General features: G+C 51.4%; 21 protein-coding genes. 7 read left to right on the plus strand and 14 right to left on the minus strand.

Going from position 1 to position 21,588, the window contains the following annotated elements:
• Positions 1-3 precede the first annotated feature (3 nt).
• The 4 genes from V6Z81_05230 to V6Z81_05245 all read right to left on the minus strand — a co-directional run bounded on the left by V6Z81_05230 (position 4) and on the right by V6Z81_05245 (position 4,873).
• Positions 4-906: an alpha/beta hydrolase gene (locus V6Z81_05230; GenBank protein MEG9861888.1), complete on the minus strand. Its 903-nt coding sequence runs from the start codon at positions 904-906 to the stop codon at positions 4-6.
• The gene (locus V6Z81_05235; GenBank protein ID MEG9861889.1) at positions 907-3,123 is read right to left on the minus strand and encodes a 3-hydroxyacyl-CoA dehydrogenase NAD-binding domain-containing protein; all 2,217 of its coding nucleotides are present in this window, start codon (positions 3,121-3,123) and stop codon (positions 907-909) included. It abuts the gene before it with no gap.
• Positions 3,124-3,198: 75 nt separating this feature from the next.
• Positions 3,199-3,633 carry a VOC family protein gene (locus tag V6Z81_05240; GenBank protein MEG9861890.1) on the minus strand — a complete coding sequence of 145 codons (435 nt, stop codon included), beginning with the start codon at positions 3,631-3,633 and terminating at the stop codon, positions 3,199-3,201.
• A gap of 31 nt (positions 3,634-3,664) precedes the next feature.
• Positions 3,665-4,873 (minus strand): acetyl-CoA C-acetyltransferase, encoded by a 1,209-nt coding sequence (locus V6Z81_05245; GenBank protein MEG9861891.1) that lies wholly within the window; start codon positions 4,871-4,873, stop codon positions 3,665-3,667.
• 238 nt (positions 4,874-5,111) lie between these two features.
• Here V6Z81_05245 and V6Z81_05250 point away from each other — a divergent pair, with 238 nt between their 5' ends.
• The 4 genes from V6Z81_05250 to V6Z81_05265 are packed head-to-tail and all read left to right on the plus strand — an operon-like array spanning position 5,112 to position 8,625.
• A complete protein-coding gene (locus tag V6Z81_05250) occupies positions 5,112-6,041 on the plus strand; it encodes a sulfite exporter TauE/SafE family protein (GenBank protein MEG9861892.1) in 930 nt (309 codons plus the stop codon).
• Complete coding sequence (locus V6Z81_05255) at positions 6,041-6,874, plus strand: TIGR02186 family protein (protein MEG9861893.1); 834 nt, start codon at positions 6,041-6,043, stop codon at positions 6,872-6,874. The genes V6Z81_05250 and V6Z81_05255 overlap by 1 nt, the downstream gene beginning before the upstream one ends.
• Before the next feature lie 38 nt (positions 6,875-6,912).
• The gene (locus V6Z81_05260; GenBank protein ID MEG9861894.1) at positions 6,913-7,698 is read left to right on the plus strand and encodes a cytochrome c biogenesis protein CcdA; all 786 of its coding nucleotides are present in this window, start codon (positions 6,913-6,915) and stop codon (positions 7,696-7,698) included.
• 33 nt (positions 7,699-7,731) lie between these two features.
• The gene (locus tag V6Z81_05265; GenBank protein ID MEG9861895.1) at positions 7,732-8,625 is read left to right on the plus strand and encodes an SDR family oxidoreductase; all 894 of its coding nucleotides are present in this window, start codon (positions 7,732-7,734) and stop codon (positions 8,623-8,625) included.
• 35 nt (positions 8,626-8,660) lie between these two features.
• Here V6Z81_05265 and V6Z81_05270 read toward each other — a convergent pair whose 3' ends face one another.
• From V6Z81_05270 to V6Z81_05280, 3 genes are read right to left on the minus strand one after another with little or no spacing between them, the layout of a single operon-like run.
• Positions 8,661-9,296: a DJ-1/PfpI family protein gene (locus V6Z81_05270; protein MEG9861896.1), complete on the minus strand. Its 636-nt coding sequence runs from the start codon at positions 9,294-9,296 to the stop codon at positions 8,661-8,663.
• Complete coding sequence (locus V6Z81_05275; protein ID MEG9861897.1) at positions 9,296-10,318, minus strand: NADPH:quinone oxidoreductase family protein; 1,023 nt, start codon at positions 10,316-10,318, stop codon at positions 9,296-9,298. Before V6Z81_05275 ends, V6Z81_05270 begins: the two co-directional genes overlap by 1 nt.
• A 3-nt stretch (positions 10,319-10,321) precedes the next feature.
• Positions 10,322-11,371: an alpha/beta hydrolase gene (locus V6Z81_05280; protein MEG9861898.1), complete on the minus strand. Its 1,050-nt coding sequence runs from the start codon at positions 11,369-11,371 to the stop codon at positions 10,322-10,324.
• A gap of 52 nt (positions 11,372-11,423) precedes the next feature.
• Here V6Z81_05280 and V6Z81_05285 point away from each other — a divergent pair, with 52 nt between their 5' ends.
• Together V6Z81_05285 and V6Z81_05290 are read left to right on the plus strand one after the other, a co-directional pair.
• Positions 11,424-11,831: an MATE family efflux transporter gene (locus V6Z81_05285; protein MEG9861899.1), complete on the plus strand. Its 408-nt coding sequence runs from the start codon at positions 11,424-11,426 to the stop codon at positions 11,829-11,831.
• Positions 11,758-12,759 (plus strand): MATE family efflux transporter, encoded by a 1,002-nt coding sequence (locus V6Z81_05290; protein ID MEG9861900.1) that lies wholly within the window; start codon positions 11,758-11,760, stop codon positions 12,757-12,759. Before V6Z81_05285 ends, V6Z81_05290 begins: the two co-directional genes overlap by 74 nt.
• On the opposite strand, the gene arsC is transcribed toward V6Z81_05290, so the two are convergent.
• The 3 genes from arsC to V6Z81_05305 are packed head-to-tail and all read right to left on the minus strand — an operon-like array spanning position 12,749 to position 15,883.
• Positions 12,749-13,102 carry an arsenate reductase (glutaredoxin) gene (gene arsC, locus V6Z81_05295; protein MEG9861901.1) on the minus strand — a complete coding sequence of 118 codons (354 nt, stop codon included), beginning with the start codon at positions 13,100-13,102 and terminating at the stop codon, positions 12,749-12,751. The genes V6Z81_05290 and arsC overlap by 11 nt on opposite strands.
• Positions 13,103-13,109: 7 nt before the next feature.
• A complete protein-coding gene (locus tag V6Z81_05300) occupies positions 13,110-14,267 on the minus strand; it encodes a quinone-dependent dihydroorotate dehydrogenase (GenBank protein ID MEG9861902.1) in 1,158 nt (385 codons plus the stop codon).
• 23 nt (positions 14,268-14,290) lie between these two features.
• Entirely contained in the window at positions 14,291-15,883 is a 1,593-nt protein-coding gene (locus tag V6Z81_05305; protein MEG9861903.1) for a lysine--tRNA ligase, read from the minus strand.
• 122 nt (positions 15,884-16,005) lie between these two features.
• Between V6Z81_05305 and V6Z81_05310 the strand changes: the two genes are divergently transcribed.
• Positions 16,006-18,834 (plus strand): ATP-dependent DNA helicase, encoded by a 2,829-nt coding sequence (locus tag V6Z81_05310; protein MEG9861904.1) that lies wholly within the window; start codon positions 16,006-16,008, stop codon positions 18,832-18,834.
• Positions 18,835-19,136: 302 nt separating this feature from the next.
• Here V6Z81_05310 and arsB read toward each other — a convergent pair whose 3' ends face one another.
• Genes arsB through V6Z81_05330 form a run of 4 tightly spaced genes read right to left on the minus strand, consistent with a single transcriptional unit; the run spans position 19,137 to position 21,465 of the window.
• Positions 19,137-20,180, minus strand: a complete 1,044-nt coding sequence (gene arsB / locus V6Z81_05315) for an ACR3 family arsenite efflux transporter (GenBank protein ID MEG9861905.1) — start codon at positions 20,178-20,180, stop codon at positions 19,137-19,139.
• Positions 20,177-20,659, minus strand: a complete 483-nt coding sequence (locus V6Z81_05320; GenBank protein ID MEG9861906.1) for an arsenate reductase ArsC — start codon at positions 20,657-20,659, stop codon at positions 20,177-20,179. Before V6Z81_05320 ends, arsB begins: the two co-directional genes overlap by 4 nt.
• A gap of 37 nt (positions 20,660-20,696) precedes the next feature.
• Complete coding sequence (locus V6Z81_05325; protein MEG9861907.1) at positions 20,697-21,149, minus strand: hypothetical protein; 453 nt, start codon at positions 21,147-21,149, stop codon at positions 20,697-20,699.
• Between the two features lie 34 nt (positions 21,150-21,183).
• Positions 21,184-21,465: a hypothetical protein gene (locus V6Z81_05330; GenBank protein ID MEG9861908.1), complete on the minus strand. Its 282-nt coding sequence runs from the start codon at positions 21,463-21,465 to the stop codon at positions 21,184-21,186.
• Positions 21,466-21,588: the final 123 nt, after the last annotated feature.

Here is a 21,588-nt window from a genome sequence, read left to right on the forward strand (position 1 = left end):
CTATCAGCATAAGGCGCTAAGGCGCTCAATGACGTTGCGGGCGTGTTCCGGTTTTTCCATGGGTAGGAAGTGACTTGCTCCCAAACAACATTCCATAAAGGCTAAAGAGCGTTTTTGACGCAAGGCGACTCGGGTAAGGGGGCGGCAGGTAGAGCCGGTTTGCGCATATAAGACGGCAAAGGAATGAGACATCTGCCGTATTAACTTCAGCGCGTTATGGGAGCGGCTTTCAAATGTCGCCGCCTCCCATGCCGGACGGCATGACAGGGTTACGCCGTCTTTTGTGTCACGCATGCCGTCTTCCACATAATCCCGCAACATAGTCTCCGGCCAGCTGCGAAAGGCGCCCTTTCCCTGCCAGGCGCGTATGGCAGTCTCCCGTGATGGCCAGTCGGTGCGTCTTCGCCGTGCGCTCGTTGCCAGAGACGATGCCCCACCGGGTGAGGGCAAGTGCAACAGGTGCGCCCAATGTACTAGACTATAGGCGCTGCGGGGGATCAGAACCGGATCTAACAGCGCCAGCCCGCGTACTAAGTCCGGTCTTTTTACAGCTGCCATCATGCTGGTTGTGCCCCCCATAGAATGTCCTGCCAACAATACCGGCTCTCCGGTTTCATGAACTATGGTTTCAAGCACATGAATGAGATCGTCCCGGTATATGCTCCAGTCCTGTGCCATCTCTTCCGGTGTAGGAAGGTCCGTCGTGCCATGACCACGGGCATCGGAGGCCCAAACATGAAACTGTGCTGCAAGAGGCGAGAGAAGTTCTTTGTACGTGTGGGCGTTAAATCCGGTGGCATGGGCAAAGTGAAGGGCAGGGCGATGTTCACCTGACGGCGGACACCACTCCAGAAACGAAACCGCACCGGTATCTCTCTCCAGAGAGCGCCGGGTCATCTGTGTCATTTAAGCGGCCCGTTTGGCTTCCGGATTAAAGCGGGCATAGAATGTGTCGCCCTTTGCTGCCATATCGCGTAACAGGGCAGGGGGAGAAAAGCGCTCACCATATTGTTGCGCCAAACGGTCACACTTCTCAACAAAGGCGGCAACACCAACCATGTCAATCAAAGAGAGCGGTCCGCCTGTCCATGGTGCAAAGCCCCAGCCCAGAATAGCACCCACATCTGCATCACGCACATCAGTGACCACCTGCTCCTCAAAACAACGGGCCGCTTCCAGCGCTTGGATATACAAAAAGCGGGTCTTTAACTCTTCCACATCCACCTCATCCATGCCTTTGTGGGCAGGTGTTAGATCAGCCAGTCCCGGCCATAAACATTTCTCGTCTTTTTTGTTCCCGTCTGCCGGATAGTCATAAAAGCCTTTGTTATTTTTGCGCCCCAAACGACCATGCGTGACCACCATTGCCTCAATGAGGGCATCCGCCGGAGATTCACGATATTTATCGCCCAAATCTTTGCGGGTCTGCTGGCGAACCTTGTATCCCAGTTCAAGGGATATTTCGTCATTGAGAGCCAGAGGGGCTACAGGCATACCGGTCATGCGACCTGCATTCTCAACCATCGCCGGAGCAATCCCTTCTGCCAGCATAGCGATGCCTTCGCCTACATAGGTGCCAAAACAGCGCGAGGTGTAAAACCCGCGGCTATCATTGACCACAATAGGGGTTTTGCCGATGGCACGGACATAATCTATGGCGCAGGCAAGGGCTGCATCGTTTGTCTCCTGACCCAAAATGATTTCCACCAACTGCATCCGGTCAACCGGAGAGAAAAAATGGATGCCGATAAAGTGATTCTTGTTTTTGCTCACCTCAGCAAGACCCGTAATGGGCAGGGTTGAGGTGTTAGAGGCAAAAACGGCCTGACCTTCTAGCTGCGCCTCTGCCTTTTTGGTTACATCTGCTTTTATGACGCGGTCTTCAAAGACAGCCTCTATCACCAGATCACACCCCTGAAGATCTTCATAGGATTTAGTAGGTGTGATACGCGCAAGAAGATCTTGTTTCTTGTTTTCTGTGGTTCTGCCTTTTTCAATTTGCTTGTCCAGCAAGGTGGTGGAGTAGGCTTTGCCCTTTTCGGCAGAATCCTGATCACGGTCCAGCAATATGACGTTCATTCCCGCCTTTGCTGATACGTAGGCAATACCGGCACCCATCATGCCGGCACCAAGGATGCCGAGTTTTTTCACGGAGCGGGGGGCTATGTTTGAAGGGCGACGTGCTCCCTTGTTGAGAGCCTGCATGGATAAAAATAAAGAACGGATCATGTTTTTTGATACCGGATGCAGCATGGCTTTGGTGAAATAGCGGGATTCAATACGCAGGCCCGCCTCAATGGGGACCTGAAGCCCTTCGTACACACAGGACATAATATATTCCTGAGCGGGATAGTTGCCGAATGTGTTCTTGCGCAATTGAGCATTGCCGAAGGTAAAGGCTGCACGGCTACCCATATCATGGGGGCCGCCGCCCGGAATGCGGTATCTTTTTTTATCCCACGGTTGGGTGGAATCGCCGTCTTCACGAATCCAGCGTTTCGCTTCATCTACCAAAACGTCCGGTGATACCACTTTGTGAATGATGTTTTTCTCCAGTGCTTTTGCAGGTGATAGGTTTTTTCCCTGCATAATAAGGGGAAGCGCCTGAGCAGCACCAATCATGCGGGGTAGGCGTTGTGTGCCACCTCCGCCCGGTAGCAGACCAACTTTGGCTTCGGGAAGACCCAGTTGGGTTTTGGGGTTATCCGATGCCACCCGATAATGACACGCAAGAGTTACCTCAAGACCACCTCCAAGGGCTGAGCCATTGATCGCCGCTGCAACCGGTTTTCCACTGGTTTCCAGTTTGCGTAACTGCATATTAAAGCTCAGATTGTTCTCATAGAGGGTGCGGGTGCGTTCTTCTTGTGAGAGAGGTGCCTGTTCGCCGTTTCGGGGGGTTGATTCCAGCATGGATAAATCAGCACCGGCACAAAAAGCATCCTTTCCGGAGGTGATGACTGCTCCTTTTATGGAGCCATCGGTTGCGATCTGGTCAATAATGGTGCTTAGCTCTGTAAGCGAACTCTGGCTTAGTACGTTCATAGAGCGGTTCGGCATATCCCAAACAACAAGTGCTATACCATCTTTGTCTACGTCAAGGGAGAAGTTTTCAAAAGCCATTGATGTTTCCTGTTTTTCTTTTTGTTAATTTTCGTGAGTTGGTTTACTTAAATGGTGTTGTGTTGACCTATGTAACTATGCAGCACCGGAGTGCCGGTGGGTTGAATTATGGGACGCGATTTCAGTATCCTGTCCATAGGATATTTCAATCGTATGACCGTCAGGGTCGCGTATCAACGCCCAATAGCCTACCGGCGGTCCGTAATCTTCAGGGCCGGAAACGAGAACATCATCACCTTTGGCATCATCGCACAACCGGTCAACCTCGGCGCGGGAGGGACATGCAAACCCCAAATGAGAAATAGGCTGAAGCGGGACAACTTTTTCCGCTTCAATCAGCACTAAAAGAAATGGCCGCCTGCCGTCGTCCAGCCACACAACCCGCCGGTCCGTGGTGCTGTCCACACGCTCATCTACCAGCGAGAGGGCACCATAGTGTTCATAAAATGAACGACTGGCCCCCGCATCCCGCACCGTAAGAGCAATATGGGTAAAGCCCCTATCGGTCATAAACGCCTCCTGTCCTGTCTTGCCTGCCTGATCAAACCCTTTCTATAATGGTGGCGGTTCCCATACCTGCTCCAACGCACAAGACAGCAAGAGCCGTGTTTAAGTCGCGCCGTTCCAATTCGTCCAGAACAGTGCCTAAAATCATAGCTCCCGTAGCCCCCAGAGGGTGACCCATGGCGATGGCCCCTCCATTGACATTAACTTTGTCGTGGTCAAGTTCCAGAACTTTCATAAAGCGTAGCACAACACTGGCAAATGCTTCATTAAGTTCGTACAACTCAATGTCGCCAGCTTGCATGCCGGCACGCTTAAGAGTTTTTTGGGCTACATCTCCAGGCCCTGTAAGCATGATGCAAGGTTCAGAGCCGATAGAAGAAAACGCCCGGATACGTGCGCGGGGTTTCAGACCCTGAGCCTCACCGGCTTCTTTGGTCCCCAGCAATATGCCTGCCGCACCATCTACAATGCCGGAAGAATTGCCTGCATGATGCACATGATTGAGTTTTTCAATATCGGGATAACGCTGAATGGCAACATCATTAAAGCCAGAGAGGGCTCCCATTTCCGCAAAGGAGGGAGTAAGAGCGGCAAGAGATTGCATAGAGGCTTCAGGGCGCATGTGTTCGTCGCGATCCAGCACCGTTAGGCCATTGACATCCTTAACGGGCAAGATGGAGTCAGCGAAATAACCCTGCTCCCATGCGTGGGCCGCCCGCTTCTGGCTTTCTACGGCGTAGGCATCCACATCATCGCGGCTAAACCCATCACGGGTGGCAACCAAATCGGCGCTTACACCCTGAGGTGTGAAATAGGACCTCATGGCAATAGAAGGATCTGATGACCACGCCCCGCCGGAGGCTCCCATGCCGACCCTCGACATAGACTCGACGCCGCCCCCTATGGTCATGTCCGATTGACCCGACATCACCTGTGCGGCGGCCATATTGGTGGCCTCCAAACCGGAGGCGCAAAAGCGGTTGATCTGGACACCTGCCGCGGTTTCCGCATAATTGGCATTCAAAACGGCGATGCGGGCGATATCGCCGCCCTGCTCGCCGATCGGGTCCACACAGCCAAACACCACATCATCCACTACGCTGGTATCCAGTTCATTGCGATCCCGCAGTCCTTTCAGCACCTGAGTACCAAGTTCCAGAGCGGTAATATCGTGCAAAGCGCCATCTTTCTTCCCGCGCCCACGGGGGGTGCGTACATGGTCGTAAATATAGCAATCCGTCATGAAATTCCTCCTCAGCATTTTTTGGGGTGCAAAGCACCATAGGTTTTTTGGGTGTGGAGCCTCCAGCTTCTTCTGCGGTTGCAAGCCCCGGGCGGGGGTGTTCTCTCTATTCTATCTCTTTTTATGAAAAAGTCACTCCGCAGGTTTTTCCCTATGCAACCCTATGCAAATCAGGACTATCTGTGCTAGTCCCAATTATTGCGCCGGTTTACCGCATTAAGACACCGGGGTGTTCCTCATGCAGATTTATCTGCCCATTGCCGAATTGCCGCTTCATGTCCTTTTGCCTTTAGGACTGGGGGCTGTGGTCGGCTTTTTGTCCGGTATGTTTGGGATAGGGGGCGGATTTCTTATGACGCCGCTCCTGATATTTTCCGGCATTCCTCCGGCTATTGCTGTGGCCACCGAGGCCAATCAAATCACCGCCTCGTCGGTTTCCGGCATGATTGCCCATTGGCGCAGACGGGCAGTGGATTTCAAAATGGGAAGCATCCTGATGGTCGGCGGCATCGGCGGGTCGGTGGTGGGGGTGAGTCTGTTTCGGGAACTTCTCCGGACGGGTCAGGTGGATTTAATGGTTTACCTAACCTATGTGGTGCTTCTGGGGGGGGTCGGTTTTTTAATGATGGTTGAGAGCGTCCGCAGTCTGTATGCCGCCCGCACCGGACGGCCTCGTCCGGCACGGCGCGCCGGACAACATAATTGGATTCATGGCCTGCCTTTTAAGATGAGATTTCATCGCTCACGGCTTTATATCAGTGTTATTCCACCACTGGTTCTTGGGTTTGTGGTTGGGTTGTTGGCGGCCATCATGGGCGTGGGAGGAGGCTTTATTATGGTTCCGGCTATGATTTATTTGCTTCGGATGCCCACCATGACGGTTGTCGGTACGTCATTGTTTCAGATTATTTTTGTTACGGGGTTTGTGACCATTCTCCATGCCGTTGAAAATCAGACGGTTGATGTGGTGCTGGCGCTTTTGCTGATTATAGGCGGTGTGATTGGGGCGCAATTTGGAGTGCGTGCAGGGGAGAAACTTCGGGGGGATCAATTACGCGGTCTTTTAGCTTTGGTGGTGCTAGGTGTTTGTGCGCGGTTTGTTTATGATTTAACGGTTGAACCGGTGAGCCTTTATTCCATTGCGCCCTTTATGGGGGGTAATCAATAATGTTGTTGGTGAGGTGTGGCCTTTTTGCGACGGTTCTTTTTATATCTTTGGCGATGGCCGGGGGAGGGGGTGTCCGGGGGCAGGGACTGGTAACGGATTTATCTGAACGTTTGATTTCCGTTTATCCTAGTTTTTCGGGTGCCGAGATTTTGATTTTTGGGGCTGTTGAGGCACCTCTTGGAGATGTAGTGCGGGAGGGGGGTGATTTTTCATGGGGTGCCATGGCAGAACGCGATATAGTGATTGTGGTGCGGGGACCTCAAAAACCGGTGATTGTGCGCCGTAAATCTCTTTTTGCAGGCATCTGGGTCAATACGGATTCTGTCGTTTTTGATAAGATTCCCGGCTATTATGCCGTGATGAGTACAAGACCTCTGGAGGCCATAGCCTCGCCTGTCGCTCTGCAACGTTATGCTATCGGTATGAATCATTTGCCTTTGGACTCCGGTGCTCTTTTACCGGAACGCAATACAGAAAACCCCAATAGCGAAAACTTAAGGCCGTGGACGAACGCTATTGTTCAAAGCAACAAAGAGCAGGGGTTGTACACAGAGACCTCCGGCAACATCACTCTTCTGGGTAATACTGTGTTTCATGCAACGCTCAACCTGCCGGCCAATGTGCCGGTCGGCAATTATGTAACAGAGGTTTATATGCTCCGTGATGGGGTTGTGGTGGATGCGCAAAGCTCACCCCTTTATGTGAGCAAGGCCGGTTTTGAGCGTGCCATTTTTCGTCTGGCGTATCAATGGCCTTTACTCTACGGCATCGGTGCTGTTCTTATAGCATTGGTAGCAGGGTGGTTGGCCTCTGTCGTGTTTAATCGTCCATAGTTATTTAGAACATAATTGTTTAGAAAAAAGACGCCGCCATGGAAGAAATATTTATTGCCCATATCATTGCTACCGGGGGTGGACTTATCAGCTTTCTCTCTCCGTGTGTGTTGCCTTTGGCTCCCGCGTATTTGTGTTTTGTAGCCGGAATATCGCTGGAGGACATGGATCTGATGGAAAAGGGGGAAAGGGCAGAGGAGGCAAAACTCCGGTTAGATGTGGTGGTGAGCGCTGTTTTTTTTGTGCTCGGGTTTTCAACAATATTTATAGCCTTAGGGGCTACGGCAGCGGCGATGAATCCTTTGATTTTGGAGCACAAAATCTGGCTGGAGAAAGTAGCCGGTGGCGTTATAATTTTGTTTGGGTTGCACATGATGGGTTTGTTGCGGATTGGATTTTTGAATCGCGACATTCGCTTTAATCAACCTTCCGTTAATCTTGCCGATAAACAAGAAAAACAGAGTCTCATGCATATGGGGAGTGCCTATGTTTTGGGGCTGGCGTTTGCGTTTGGGTGGACACCCTGTATAGGCCCCATTCTGGCAACGGTTTTAACGGTCGCCGCCGGTCAGGATAGTTTGGGTGAGGGGGTTTCTTTGTTGACGGCATATTCTTTCGGGCTCGGCTTGCCTTTTATTGCGGCAGCGCTGGGCATTAGCAAATTGTTGCATTTTTCCCGCCAATTTCGTCCATATTTACGAACGCTGGAGATTGTAACCGGCGGTCTTTTAGCGGTAACGGGACTTTTGATTGCTACCGGTCTGCTGGAGCGGTTGGCGTGGGCGCTGATTGAGTATTTTCCTGTTTTGGGAAACATAGGATAGTATGAACTCAGTAGATGCACAGAGTGATAAAAAATGACTTCTATGTTTCGGAATGACCTCCTAAAGGGCAAACGTATTCTGGTGACCGGTGGCGGTACGGGTCTTGGCCGCGAGATGGCGGAAGACTATTTACGACTGGGGGCAACGGTTTACATCTGCGGGCGGCGTCAGCAGATTCTGGATGACACGGCGGCGGAACTCATAGGGCGTCACGGAGGTGAGGTGAAAACCCATGCTGTCGATATTCGGGTTGCGGGCGCTGTAGATGATATGATTGAAACTATCTGGAATGACGGTGGCCCTCTTACGGGGTTGGTCAATAATGCGGCAGGAAATTTTATCAGCCGGACGGAAGATTTAAGCCCGCGGGGGTTTGATGCTATCGCCAACATTGTTTTTCATGGGTCGTTTTATGTCACCCATGGGTGTGGTACACGCTGGATCAGAGATGGTGTGGGGGGTAGCGTTATCTCTATTCTGACGACGTGGGTATGGACAGGTGGTCCGTTTACAGTGCCGTCTGCCATGTCCAAGTCTGCTCTTAATATTATGACGAAATCTTTATCTGCCGAGTGGGGGCGTTATGGTATTCGGCTGAATGCTATAGCGCCCGGGCCGTTCCCCACCAAGGGGGCCTGGGAGCGGTTGTCTCCGGGTCAGGCGACAGATGGTAGCGATACTGCCACGCGGGATATTCCGCTTGGCCGTGTCGGGGAGATGGAGGAGTTGCGCAATCTTGCTACGTTCTTAATGGCAGACGGGTGTGACTACCTAACCGGCCAGACTATCGCCATTGACGGTGGAGGTCATTTGATTAACAGCGGTAGTTTTTCACGGCTGTCCGGTCTGAGTGATGAGGACTGGACTAATATCCGCGAGACCATTCGTGAAACCAACGAAAAAGACAAAGCTAAACGCAGCGTTTGATCGTCTTTTTGTTTGCTTAAAGGTCAACATACTCCCTATTTATTGAGAGAGTGAACGGCTATCTGAACGTTTGCCACAATATCCGGACCGGCTTTAGCAGGCGAACCGGCATCAAAAGGCGGCTCGGGATCGTATTCAATAGAGAGTTGAATGGTCTTGGCTATTTCTTCATTTGTTAGTCTGGCGGCTAACAGAAGGGCCATATCGATACCAGCAGAAACACCGGCGGCGGTAATAAGACGTTCGTGTTCTACAACCCGGCGCTCCGTGTAACGTGCACCAAACTGCTCAAGTTGTTCGCGGCTGTTCCAGTGAGTCGTAGCTTCAAGCCCCTGCAATAACCCCGCCGCAGCCAGGAGCAGACTGCCCGTACATACCGAGGTAGTATAGCGGGTCGTTTGGTGGAGTGCCGCAAGCCGTGCAAGCAGAGTTTTATCTTTCACCAGAGGACGCACACCAAAGCCACCCGGGATAAGCAACACGTCAACGTCCTCAAGGTTTTGGATATCTGTGTGGGGCGTTAGGGTTACACCAGATATGGATGTGATAATTGGACTCATCGAAGGTGCAAACAGGATAATTTCCGCCTTCGGTAACCGCGAGAGAACCTCCAGAGGTCCAAGCAGATCTAAAACTGTAATATCGTCAAAAATCAAACATGCCAAGCGCATTAATGTGCCTTCTCCTGTTCGCGGTCCATCATTACAACTATTTTGCCGATAGCTTGGCGGGTTTCCAAAAGGCGCATAGCATCTACAGCTTGTTCTAGTGGAAAACGCGCACCAATGTAAGGGCTTATTTTGCCTTCCGCAGCCCAGCCATCAATGGTAGCGATGTTTTGTGCACCCGCCTGCGGGTCACGCCGGCCATATTCTCCAGCGCGAACCCCTACAATAGAAAACCCCTTAATAAGAGGTATGTTCACAGGTGCTACAGGAATACGTCCACTGGCAAAACCTACCACCAAAAGACGTCCGTTCCAGCGTATGCATCGCAGAGACTCGTCAAACACATCACCACCAACCGGATCGTAGATAACATCGGCCCCCTGACCGTTTGTTAGTTCCAGAACCTGTTCACGAAATCCGTTTGTAACATTCACCACCGCATCTGCGCCCCGCGTTTTAACCACAGCGAGTTTGTCATCTGATGCTGAGGTTGCTATCACCCGTGCGCCTAAAATCTTACCTACCTCTACAGCCGCCATGCCAACACCTCCGGCAGCGCCATGGACTAAGAGGTTCTCGCCAGCCTGTAAACTACCCCGACACACCAGCGATACATAAGCCGTCAAATAGGCGGTACCATAGGCAGCACCCTCTGCAAAGGTGAGGCCTTGCGGTAGAGGCCGCACAGCTCCGGCGCGAACATTGGTAGCCTCAGCAAAGCCGCCAATACCTAGTCCGGCGATTATTTTATCACCGACATTAAAACCGGAGACCTCTGCGCCTACTTCTGTTACAACTCCTGTGCCCTCCATGCCGGGTACAAAAGGTAAAGACGGTTTGTGTTGATATTTGCCCTGAACCATCAACAGGTCAGGAAAATTAACGGATGCCGCCTTGAGGTTAATCTGCACCTCTCCTGTTTTCGGAGGTGGCAGGCTTATGGTTTCACACCGGGCTATTCCGATGTCGTTTGATAATTCACGAACCATAATCGCCCGAATAGACCTAGCTTTGGCATCACTCATAATTTACATAGCCGCTCCGCTCAATACACGGCGAACATCATCAACGATTTCAAGACAAGCTGTGCGCGCTGCTGGGATAACTCCCGTCATGGCCGTAAAGCCATGGGCTAACCCATCATAGCAACGCTCCGTTACCGGAACACCGGCCTCTGCGAGGGCTTCAGCATATGCGTGTCCCTGATCGCGGAGGGTATCAAAACCCGCCGTTATAACAACCGCTGGTGCAAGACCGGTCTTATCGGCAAACTTAAAAGGCGAAGCCCGTACATCACTGGCTTCATCGGGTGCATTGAGATAATGGCCGATAAACCAGTCCATTAATTCTCGCGTTAGGGGTTGAATGTTGGCACAACTATCCAGAGAACCTCCCTGAGCTGTCATATCTACTACCGGATAAATTAAGAGTTGCAACTGAGGCAGGGGGCCGTTTGTCGCTTTCATTTGCTGAGCGAGGACAGCGCTGAGATAGCCGCCTGCGGAATCACCTCCTACGCCAAGGCGTGTTGTATCAATACCTAAACTCTCTCCGTGAGACGTAAACCATCGCCATGCGGCAAGAGCATCTTCCACCGGAGCAGGGAAGGAATGTTCCGGAGCAAGGCGGTAGTCTACCGAAGTCACAGCAAGTTCTCCACGGGCAGCCAACATGGAGCAAAACACATGGCAAGTATCAAGGTTGCCGATTACGCATCCGCCCATGTGAAAATATAATAGTCCGGGTAGTTGTCCGGCGATATTCGTAGGACGATAAAGTCGCACCGGAAGAGATCCCCCGGGCCCTTCTATTGAACTCTGGGTTATGGTCACGCCGCGTTCAGGCTTATCGGCTAACATCTCAAGGCCCGTTTGCATCGCCGCCCGCGCCTCGGTTGGTGTCATGGTTGCTAACTGTGGTCCTCGGGCTGACTGTACGCCTAAGAACTGAGCCCGTACATCTTGCTTTCGATCATCAACGACAATCGGCACGCCACCGGCCATTTTGAGTATTATGTTGTCCGGCAAGCGCAGTATTGTTCGCGCTACCGCTCGTTCTATTGTCGCCTTGAAGCTCATGATGCGTTCCTTATGGCTTTATTTCTTTGTGACCCTATATTATAGGGGTCTTATGGCGGATAGGAAAACACCGGATATAACACCGCTCACTCACAAGGCGGTGTTTTGGATTGCCGTGCCTATTGTGATGGCCAATATTGCCACTCCCCTGCTTGGGGTGGTTGACACGGCTGTTGTCGCCCAAAGTGGTGACCCGCGCCAAATTGGGGCAATTGCTTTGGGCGCGTTCGCCTTTTCTGCATTGTTTTGGATGTTCGGCTTTTTGCGTATGGGAACCTCCGGTCTTACTGCTCAGGCTTATGGAGCTACGGATTGGAATAGTATGCGGGTTATTCCCGGGCAGGCATTATTGATGGCATTGGGTTTTGGGGGTTGTGCTGATTGTCGTGCAGCAGCCTTTGGGAGCGGTGGTTTTGTTATTACTTGGCGGCTCGCCTGCCGTGAAGGCGCTGACTCATGAGTATTTTATCATTCGAATATATGGTGCTCCGGCAACCCTTATTGGTTACGTCATTCTTGGCTGGTTTATCGGCTTGGGGCGTACGTCTATGGTGCTGTTTTTGCAGCTTGTTCTTAATGTTCTTAATATTGCATTGGACATGTTGTTTGTTCTTGGGTTTGGGTGGGGGGTTGCGGGGGTTGCTCTGGGTACGGTGATTGCTGAGATGGTTATGGGTGGCGTGGGGCTTTGTGCCATGGTTTGGTTTTTGGCAGATAAGCCTGGCACGTTGGACTGGCAGAGGGTGCGGTCATGGGCGGGGTTTAGACGCATGGCAGTGATGAGCCGGGATTTGACTATACGCACGTTGGGTTTGTTGTTTGCTTTCTTTTGGTTTTTATCGCAAGGGGCGCGATCAGGAGATGGTATTCTCGCCGCTAATGCGATCCTGATGCATTTTGTCACGATTACTTCGTGGTTTTTAGATGGATTTGCTTTTGCGGCTGAAACCTTGACTGGGCAATCTATTGGTGCACGGAATCCCCGCGCTCTTGGACAGGCCGTCCGGCTCTCAACGCTGCAAGCGGCGGGTGCTGCACTGTGCCTTACAGTGTTGTTTGCTCTTTCTGGTCCGTGGGTGACGGATTTTCTGGGCTCTGATGCTCAAACACGTCTGCTGGCTTTGGATTATTTGCCGTGGGTTGTTCTGGTACCTCTTGTAGGAGTGTGGTGTTATCAGTTGGATGGTATTTTTATCGGAGCAACAGAAACGGCCATTATGCGCAATGTGACGATTATTCCTCTTGTGGCTTATATAGGGTCGTGGGCTGTTTTGTTTCCGGTCTTTGGTAATCATGGGCTGTGGGCTTCTTTTATAGTATTTTTGGTAGCGCGGGCTTTGAGCCTGTGGCCGTTTTATCCTGCCGTGCGCCGCCGGGCTATAGGATAGATAGCACTTGTTCCGGCGGACGTCCGATACTGGCTTTGTTGCCATACACAACAATCGGACGCTCTATTAGAATCGGGTGAGTTATCATGGCCTTGATGAGGGTGTCATCATCAAGGGTATCGTCGTTGAGGTTTAGTTTTTTGTAGAGTGTTTCTTTTTTGCGCATTAAATCCCGCGGTGCCATTTTTAATAAGGTGAGCAATTTTTTGAGGGTTGCTGCATCAGGCGGCGTCTGGAGATATTCGATAATCTCCGGCTCCCTATTGTGTTCACGCAATAGGTCAAGGGTCTGTCGGGATTTTGTGCATTGGGGGTTATGATAGAGGGTTAGAGTTTTTGTCATGTTATTGTCATTTGGAGTTGTTATCAGGGGGCCAGGTGTGTCCCTTGTTTAGGGCGTATTGTTCAGCGTGGCTGCCGATGGCGTCTTTTATTGTGGTATATCCATCGCGTGCGAGGCAAGCGGTTATCTCTTGTTTGATGCGCTCGATGAGGAGTGGCCCCTCAAAGGCGAACCCCGTATAGAGTTGCACAAGGCTCGCGCCAGCCCTTATTTTGGTGTAGGCATCTGCGCCGGAAAAAATACCACCGACACCGATGAGAGGCAAACGCCCGTGGGTTAAACGATAGAGGTGGGCAAGCATGCGGGTTGAGGGAGCCATAAGGGGAGCACCGGAGAGACCGCCTTCTTCTTGGGCTGTTTGTGTAGATTGTGGGTGATGAAGCCCCTCACGGGCTGTAGTGGTGTTGGATATAATGAACCCGTCAATACCTCCCTCAAGAGCCGTTTCGGCTATGGTAGTTAGAGCTGCTTCGTCAAGGTCGGGGGCGATTTTGACGAGCAGAGGTGTGTCGGGTGCATCGTGCTCGGCTTTGTCGTGTCTGGCCTCGTTTAAGCGGGCTATGAGGGTTTGTAATTCCTGAGGTTTTTGTAACGTCCGCAGGCCCGGCGTGTTGGGGCTGGAGATATTGATGGTTATATAATCTGCAAGACTGCCAAATACTTTAAAGCCGCGGGTGTAATCAGCAATGCGGTCTGAACTGTTGCGTCCGGCTCCCAGATTAACCCCTACAATGCTAGACCTACCTATGTTAGATTCACTGGGTTTATTTTGTGCGCGCAGAGCTTCAAGGCGCGTTTTAACTTTGTCATGGCCATCGTTATTGAAGCCTAAGCGATTTATGATGGCGCGATCATGGGGTAGGCGAAAAATACGCGGACGACGGTTTCCATCCTGAGGGTAGGGGGTGACAGTGCCCACCTCTACAAAGCCGAAGCCGAGCCGTAGCAGTGCTACAGGGGCTTCCGCATTTTTATCAAAACCGGCAGCAAGGCCAAGAGGGTTTGGAAAAGTGCGGCCTAACACGCTAGTACGTAAAGCAGAAACATCATGTGCGGGGTTGCCATTAGGAGCCAACCCCACTTTAAGGCCAAAAAGAGCCAGCCTGTGAGCGCGTTCCGGGTCAAGGTGCGCCAGCAAGGGAGCCACTATATTATAAAGACTCATTTACAAGGACTCGTTATTAAAACTCAGGGAACCTGATTGTTCTGGATAAGTTCACCGCTAAGAGCACGGTCAATAAGCGTGACGGTATTCTCAACCCCATAAAGAGCAATGAACGTTCCAAATCGCGCACCCGCTGAACTGCCCAACAAGGTTTGGTATAAAAAGCCAAACCATTCCCGTAAACGCGGTTTGCCATAAACCTCTTTCCCCAATTCAAACAGTAGTGTTTGAATGGTATCGGCATCAGGGAGCTCGGGTAGGGCTATAAGATGTTCTTTGAGAGATTCAAGAGCTTGCGTGCCGCCATCATAATCGTGAGGGGCGGTGTAGTGTAGCGTGATGAAATCCTGAGCGTAAATGATAGCATGACCTGCCAGATCATCCAGTAGGGGATAGGTTTCGGGAGTCGCATCCGGTTTATAGTGGCGGATAAATCCCCACAGCATGGCTTTGTCTTGTGCTCGGCTAGCAGCGGCAAGACTTAGCAATAGAGAATAGTTGACAGGACATGAGGTGAGCGGTGGCTTGCCACTATGAATATGCCAAACGGGATTAGCTTGTTGTTCATCAGGGGTCTGGTTAGGAAAAGCGTTAAGATGTGAAATATAATTATCCACCGTTTTAGGGATGACGTCAAAATACAACCGTTTTGCCCGCCGCGGATTTTGATACATAAATAAAGACAGACTTTCAGGTGGGGCGTAGCGCAGCCATTCTTCAATGGTTAAACCATTGCCGATAGATTTTGAAATCTTGCTGCCATTCTTATCAAGAAACAGTTCGTAAGAAAATCCCTCTGGCGGCGTGCCCTTAAGAGCACGGCAAATCTGGCTTGATTGCCGAACAGAGTCCATCAAATCTTTGCCAGACATTTCATAATCCACGCCCAATGCTACCCAGCGCATGGCCCAGTCTGCCTTCCACTGTAGTTTGCAGTGTCCGCCGGTGACGGGGGTCTCAACCTCTCTTCCATGATCAGGATGAACATAAGTGATGGTGCCCGCCTGACTGTCTTGAACTACAACCTGAGCCATCAGGACAGTGCCGGTTTCAGAGCAGACAGGTAAAAACGGGCTATACGTCCGGCGACGCTCTTCACCAAGGGCTGGTAATATAATTGCCATAATATCATCATAAGCAGCGAGTGCTTTCAGCAAAGTTTCATCAAAACGACCTGAGCGATAATGTTCTGTTGCGCTGGCAAATTCATACTCAAAACCAAAACGATCAAGAAACTTCCGCAGACGCGCATTGTTATGCGCACCAAAACTCTCATACTTGCCAAACGGGTCAGGAATATCCATAAGAGGCTTGTTAAGATGTTCGCGCAACATATCTTGTTGCGGCACATTGCCCGGTACTTTTCGCAAGCCATCCATATCATCAGAAAAACATATCAAACGACACGGCCGATCCGGTGCTAACACCGAAAATGCATGACGCACCATGCTTGTCCGTACCACCTCGCCAAACGTTCCAATATGAGGCAAGCCACTCGGTCCATAGCCAGTTTCAAACACAACGTCCCGCACTGTCTCGCTCTGCTTTTTTAAGCGGTCAAGAAGCCTTTGAGCTTCATTAAAAGGCCAAATTGAATGATTCGACGATTCTGCCATAATTTGACAACCCTATGACGAGCTTAAGGTAAGCGTCAATCTTATCTCCTGCTCTTGGCTCTTTCTCCGCTCCAGACGTTCTTCGTGGTCTGCCTATAGGTGGGTATAGTGTATGGTTGATTATGACTTCCGTTACTTCACAATCTGGCCCTCCGATCTGCGCTCTGCCTGCGTTGGTGGCAGATGGCTGCGCCGCGCTTATCCTAACGTCGGACGGCGAGATCGAAACCCTTGAAAGCACTGCCCTCCGTCGGCGTTTGCAGGACATGCCGCATCTTGTATGCCATCGGGCCTTTACCGCTCGCCGTCTGGGCTTAACGCACAACAGACGTCAGGATAATCTTTTTAATCTCCATACCGCCGACATTATGGAACTGTTTGCTTTTGTGTTGCCGGTTCATTTTTGTTTGCCGACCCCGCGCTCTCTGGCTCAGGCGCTGGGTATTGATGAACCTGACAGTGCTATTCAGGAGGCGCTTGTGTTGCATCGCGCCACTGGCATCTTGATGGGATATCTGGCCTCCGGGAATTATGCCTATGGAGACAGAGCGTTTGCCTCCGCTTGTCTGCTGAGGGATCATGGCTGGCCATGGGGAGAAGCGGTGGTGGAGGCTCTTATGTCACAGCAGAAGGGGGTTGGGGCGGAGATCTCTGTTTCAGGATCGGCTCTTGATGCTTTATCTGTGTGGCGTGATCTTGCCGAGTGGCGTGATGTATCGCCTTACGATCAACTCCAAGACGATACACCTCCTACGTCTCAATCCATTGAGCAACGTCTGGCTGTGCTGAAGGGTGTGGATGCGGAAGCACGCACACCACAAGATGATTATGCGCAGGCGGCGGGCTTGGCGTTTGCCGCCTTTGAGGAGCCAAACCGGCCTCATGTAGCGCTGGTAGAGGCAGGAACGGGAACCGGCAAAACATTGGGATATATTGCACCCGCCAGCCTGTGGGCCGAACAAAACGCCGGGCCGGTCTGGATTTCTACCTATACCCGCAATTTACAACATCAGTTGCAGCGAGAGTTGACGCGTCTCAATGATTTACCCGGTTGGCGTGGTAAGAGCGGGGTTGTGATACGTAAAGGACGGGAAAATTATCTGTGTCTTTTGAATATGCAGGCAATTATGCAACGGGCCAGCGCGGGATTAGATACGGTCGCCGCTACTCTTGTGGCGCGGTGGGCGCGGTATAGCCGTTCCGGAGACATGAGCGATGATTTTCCTACGTGGCTTTTGGCGAATAATGGTCATTCACTGAGACGGGAGATGCTTGCTGACCGCCGTGGTGATTGTATTTACGATGCTTGTCCGCATTATCGGAAATGTTTTATTGAGCGGGTTGTGCGGGATTCACGGCAGGCGCGTATTGTAGTGGCCAATCATGCGTTGGTATTGAGATGGGCAGCTTCACAGACGCTATTAGACGATACTACTGATGATATATCCTCCGGTGCATCTGATGCCACCCGTTATATTTTTGACGAGGGGCATCATTTGTTTGATACGGCGGATGGTGCTTTCTCTACTGATTTGACCATAAGTGAAGCGGCAGAGTTAAGACGTTGGCTGTTGGGCACGCAAGGAGACAGGGTGCGGGGGGCAAGGCATCAGGATGGTCTTGCGGCGCGGTTGGAAAACAACATGGCGGACGATGCGACTCTTGCGGAACTGGTTGCTAAAGTTCAGGAAGCGGCCTTGGTCTTGCCTGCTTCCGGTTGGGGTCAACGTCTTGAAAGTAACAGGCCCCATGAAATTGCCGAGCGGTTTTTTACCCTTGTGCGGCGACAGGTTCATGACCGCGCTGATGGGGAACGGAATCCCTACAGCCTTGAGGCTTCTGTCTGGCCGCCGGACAAGGCTCTTGTTGGGGCAGCACAGGATATGGCGCAGGCATTGGTTCGTTTGGCAGAATCTCTGGAGGCTGTCGTGGCTACCCTGCGGGAGGGAGATGAGGTTGAACCTCAACACCGATTACGCCGTTTTGTATTGTGGCTTGAGGAGATTAAACGTTGGCGCATGATGTTGTCAGATCTTGTATCACCTGATGCGGAAAATATAGATGATGGCAAGCAAGAGGTGTTTGTTGATTGGCTCTCGGTAGATAAACGCGAGGGGCGTGAATATGACACGGGATTGCACCGCCATTATCTTGATCCCACGGAACCCTTTGCACGTTATGTTTTGCACAGTTCTCATGGCGCTTTGATTACATCTGCAACGCTTCATGACCCGTTTCTTGATGATGAGCATGAGGTTGATAACTGGCGGCAGGCCACCTTTCGCACCGGTGCGCGGCATTTGCCGGAGCCTGCGAAGCGGTTTCGTTTTGCATCACCGTTTGATTATGCCGTGCAGACGAGAGTGTTTGTAGTCTCTGACATGGGACGTTCCGATGATATGGAGTGTGTAGCCGAGGCCTATCGTGCTTTGTTTTTAGCATCCGGTGGGGGTGCCCTTGGGTTGTTTACGGCTATCTCGCGGTTGCGATCTGTCCATGAGCGTATCGCGCCCACATTGCATGAAGCGGGGTTGGCACTTTTTGCACAACATGTGGATGCGTTGGATGCAGGTACGCTGGTGGATTTATTCCAGAATGAACACAACAGTTGTTTACTAGGCACAGATGCATTTCGGGATGGGATCGACGTAAGTGGTGCTAGTTTGCGTCTTATGGTGATGGAGCGCACACCGTGGCCGCGTCCGAATATTCTGCATCGCGCCCGTCGTGCACATTTTGGTGGACGTCTCTATGATGATGGTCTGGCGCGATTGAGGTTGCGGCAGGCCTTTGGACGGCTTATTCGCAAGCGGAGTGACCGCGGCGTTTTTGTGTTGTTGGATAATCGCGCACCTGGCCGGATCTTATCGGCATTGCCGGAGGATGTCATCCCTGAGCGGTTGCCGTTGGATGAGATTGTCGGTGCAACAGAGACGTTTCTTGGTCGCTGAGTCGCTGATGCATATTGTGCCACGCGCATTGCTTAGTTGGATTTGTTACGCCTAGAGTGATATCACTTAAATTTGTATAAGCTCCAAAAAAGGTGATTATATACAATAGTAGCCAATCCTCTCCCGAAGCCTGTCGGCGGCTTAACGGGACTCAATACTGATAAGATACATCGTGCGCGGATTGACGTAGAGATGCACGGGGGTGCTATCGGGGTTTACGGTAGCAGTGATTCTCCTGTTATAGACCACTGCTTTCTCGATTGCCGCAGATGTGGCGCATTTGATAGAGTGGTGGGGAGAAATTAAGATGTAGCAAACCAATGCCGTGTTCGTTTGGCTAGTGCCACCAATGAGAGCATTACCGGCACTTCAACCAATACCCCGACTACGGTGGCGAGTGCTGCACTGGAATGCAGACCGAACAGGCTGATGGCAACGGCAACAGCCAATTCGAAAAAGTTGGACGTGCCGATTAATGCAGCGGGTGCGGCAGTACTATACGGCACGCGCCATAAATAAGCCCAACCATAGGCGGTGATAAAGATACCATAGGTTTGAATCAGCAACGGTATGGCAATCAGGATGATGACAAGCGGTTCATCTAATATGGTTTGCGCCTGAAAGCCGAACAGCAGTACGACCGTGGCCAGTAAGCCGATAACGGAATAAGGCTTCACCTTAGCGGTGAATCCCTCAATGTTCTCATGGTTATAGTTCTTAACCAGTTTTTTGCGGGTGGCATAGCCTGCCACCAATGGAATGACAACATACAGGACAACGGAGAGGAGCAAAGTTTCCCACGGCACAACAATATCAGTGATACCCAGCAGGAATGCGGCCAGTGGCGCGAAGGCAAAGATCATTATGATATCGTTTACTGACACTTGCACCAGCGTGTAATTGGCATCTCCGTGCACCAGTTGGCTCCAGACGAACACCATCGCCGTACAGGGAGCCACCCCAAGTAGAATCATTCCGGCGATATATTCCTTGGCATTTTCCGGGCTGATCAGTCCGGAAAACACATATTCAAAGAACAACACGCCGAGCGCAGCCATGGTGAAAGGTTTGATTAGCCAGTTAATTACCAGCGTAATGCACAGGCCTTTGAGTTTGCGGCCTACGTCTTTGATACTGGCAAAATCAACGTTCACCATCATCGGGTAGATCATCACCCAGATAAATACGGCGACAACCAGATTTACTTTGGCGTATTCCAGACCGGCAATGGTCTGGAAGATGGAAGGGATGGCAACTCCAAGGCCTACACCGGCAACAATGCAGAACGCCACCCAAAGGGAGAGATAGCGTTCAAAGAAGCCAAGGGGGGAATGTGTTTCAGTCATAATGTACCTATAGTCTCAAGTTGCCGTTGAAGTTCTATCTTGTTCATGCTTTCAAGTGGCAAGTGAATCAAGGCTTTGATGCGCCTTTCCAGCATGGCAAAGATGCGATTGAATTCCTGACCGGTAGCCTCCTCGCTACCTTCAAATTTGGCAGGGTCGGGCACACCCCAATGTGCTTTAAGGGGTTCACCGGGAAATATCGGACAGATTTCACTGGCGACGGTGTCGCAGACGGTAATCACGATATCAATAGGCTGGTCGGTGAATTCGTCCCATGATTTGCTTTGATAGTCGGTAGTTGCGATACCGTGTGCTTTCAGCGTGGCAAGGCTTTTCGGATGAACGTCGCCGGTAGGAAAACTTCCGGCGCTGTGTGATAAAAAACGGCTACCACCGTGATGTGCCAACAAGGCTTCCGCCATGATAGAGCGGCAGGAATTACCGGTGCATAGAAATAATACGGATAGAGGGTTAGCCATTAACCGCCCTCCGCTTTTGCATCTGCAGTTCTTTCATCTAATTTTCCTCACCCGAAAATCTAGATAACTCATTTGCAATGACACGCCCTCCGGTGCCATGTGCTCGTAGCGGCAGCTGACACGCATCAGCGACCTGATACTTGGCGTTACGTCGTAGGCTGTGCTTAAATGAGCCATCATGGCCAGCGTGGACCCGTGCTCCCGTGATCCGATGCCCAGAACAGGAGGGGCCTGAAGCAGGAGATACGAATTCCGCATCAACCTGCAACAGGTCTCCCGTCAGTGCCAGTTCTATACGTGGAGGGTGGCTTTCTTCCAGACTACTACCATCCACGAAAGCCTGTAAGGAAAAGGCACCTAACCCCTCCCCAATTTCAGCGCCTAGGAAGGAAGAAGGCGCCGGGAGAACTGCGGAGAGGGGTTGTTCTACCGGGATGGCAAAGTCCCGTTCATAATCGTCAAATCCGGCAACGGCCACGAATCCGGTCATGGGGGTTCCGCTACAGTTTACAAGCCGGTTAATTTTATTCTGCAAGCTCGGTCGTTGAACCCAAGTCTTCAAGCAGTACATTGCTGTCTTCGTAACTACCAGACGCTTCAATACATCCGAAAACGCTACAGTTATGGTCGCGTTCGGTATTTATGCTACCATGATGACCACCACCACCACTAACACCTGCGTGAGCGGGTCCGCTAATAGCAGGAGCTATCACAACAACAACGCCCACAATCAAGGCCACCGGCAAAGCCGCAGGCAAAGATAATCGCCCCGCCATCGGGGCCAGTTCTTTCAGGTTTGATACCATCTGAATAATCTCCAAGGATTTTTTTACTTACAAAATGGCAAAGCAATACAAGGTGCATCGCTCTGATGGGCGCACCTTTGACAGGAATCAAATTACATTGCAAGTAAAAAAATCGCTAATTTC

It is taken from the genome of Parvularculales bacterium (assembly GCA_036881865.1).
GTDB lineage: Bacteria > Pseudomonadota > Alphaproteobacteria > JAPOUT01 > JBAJNM01 > JBAJNM01.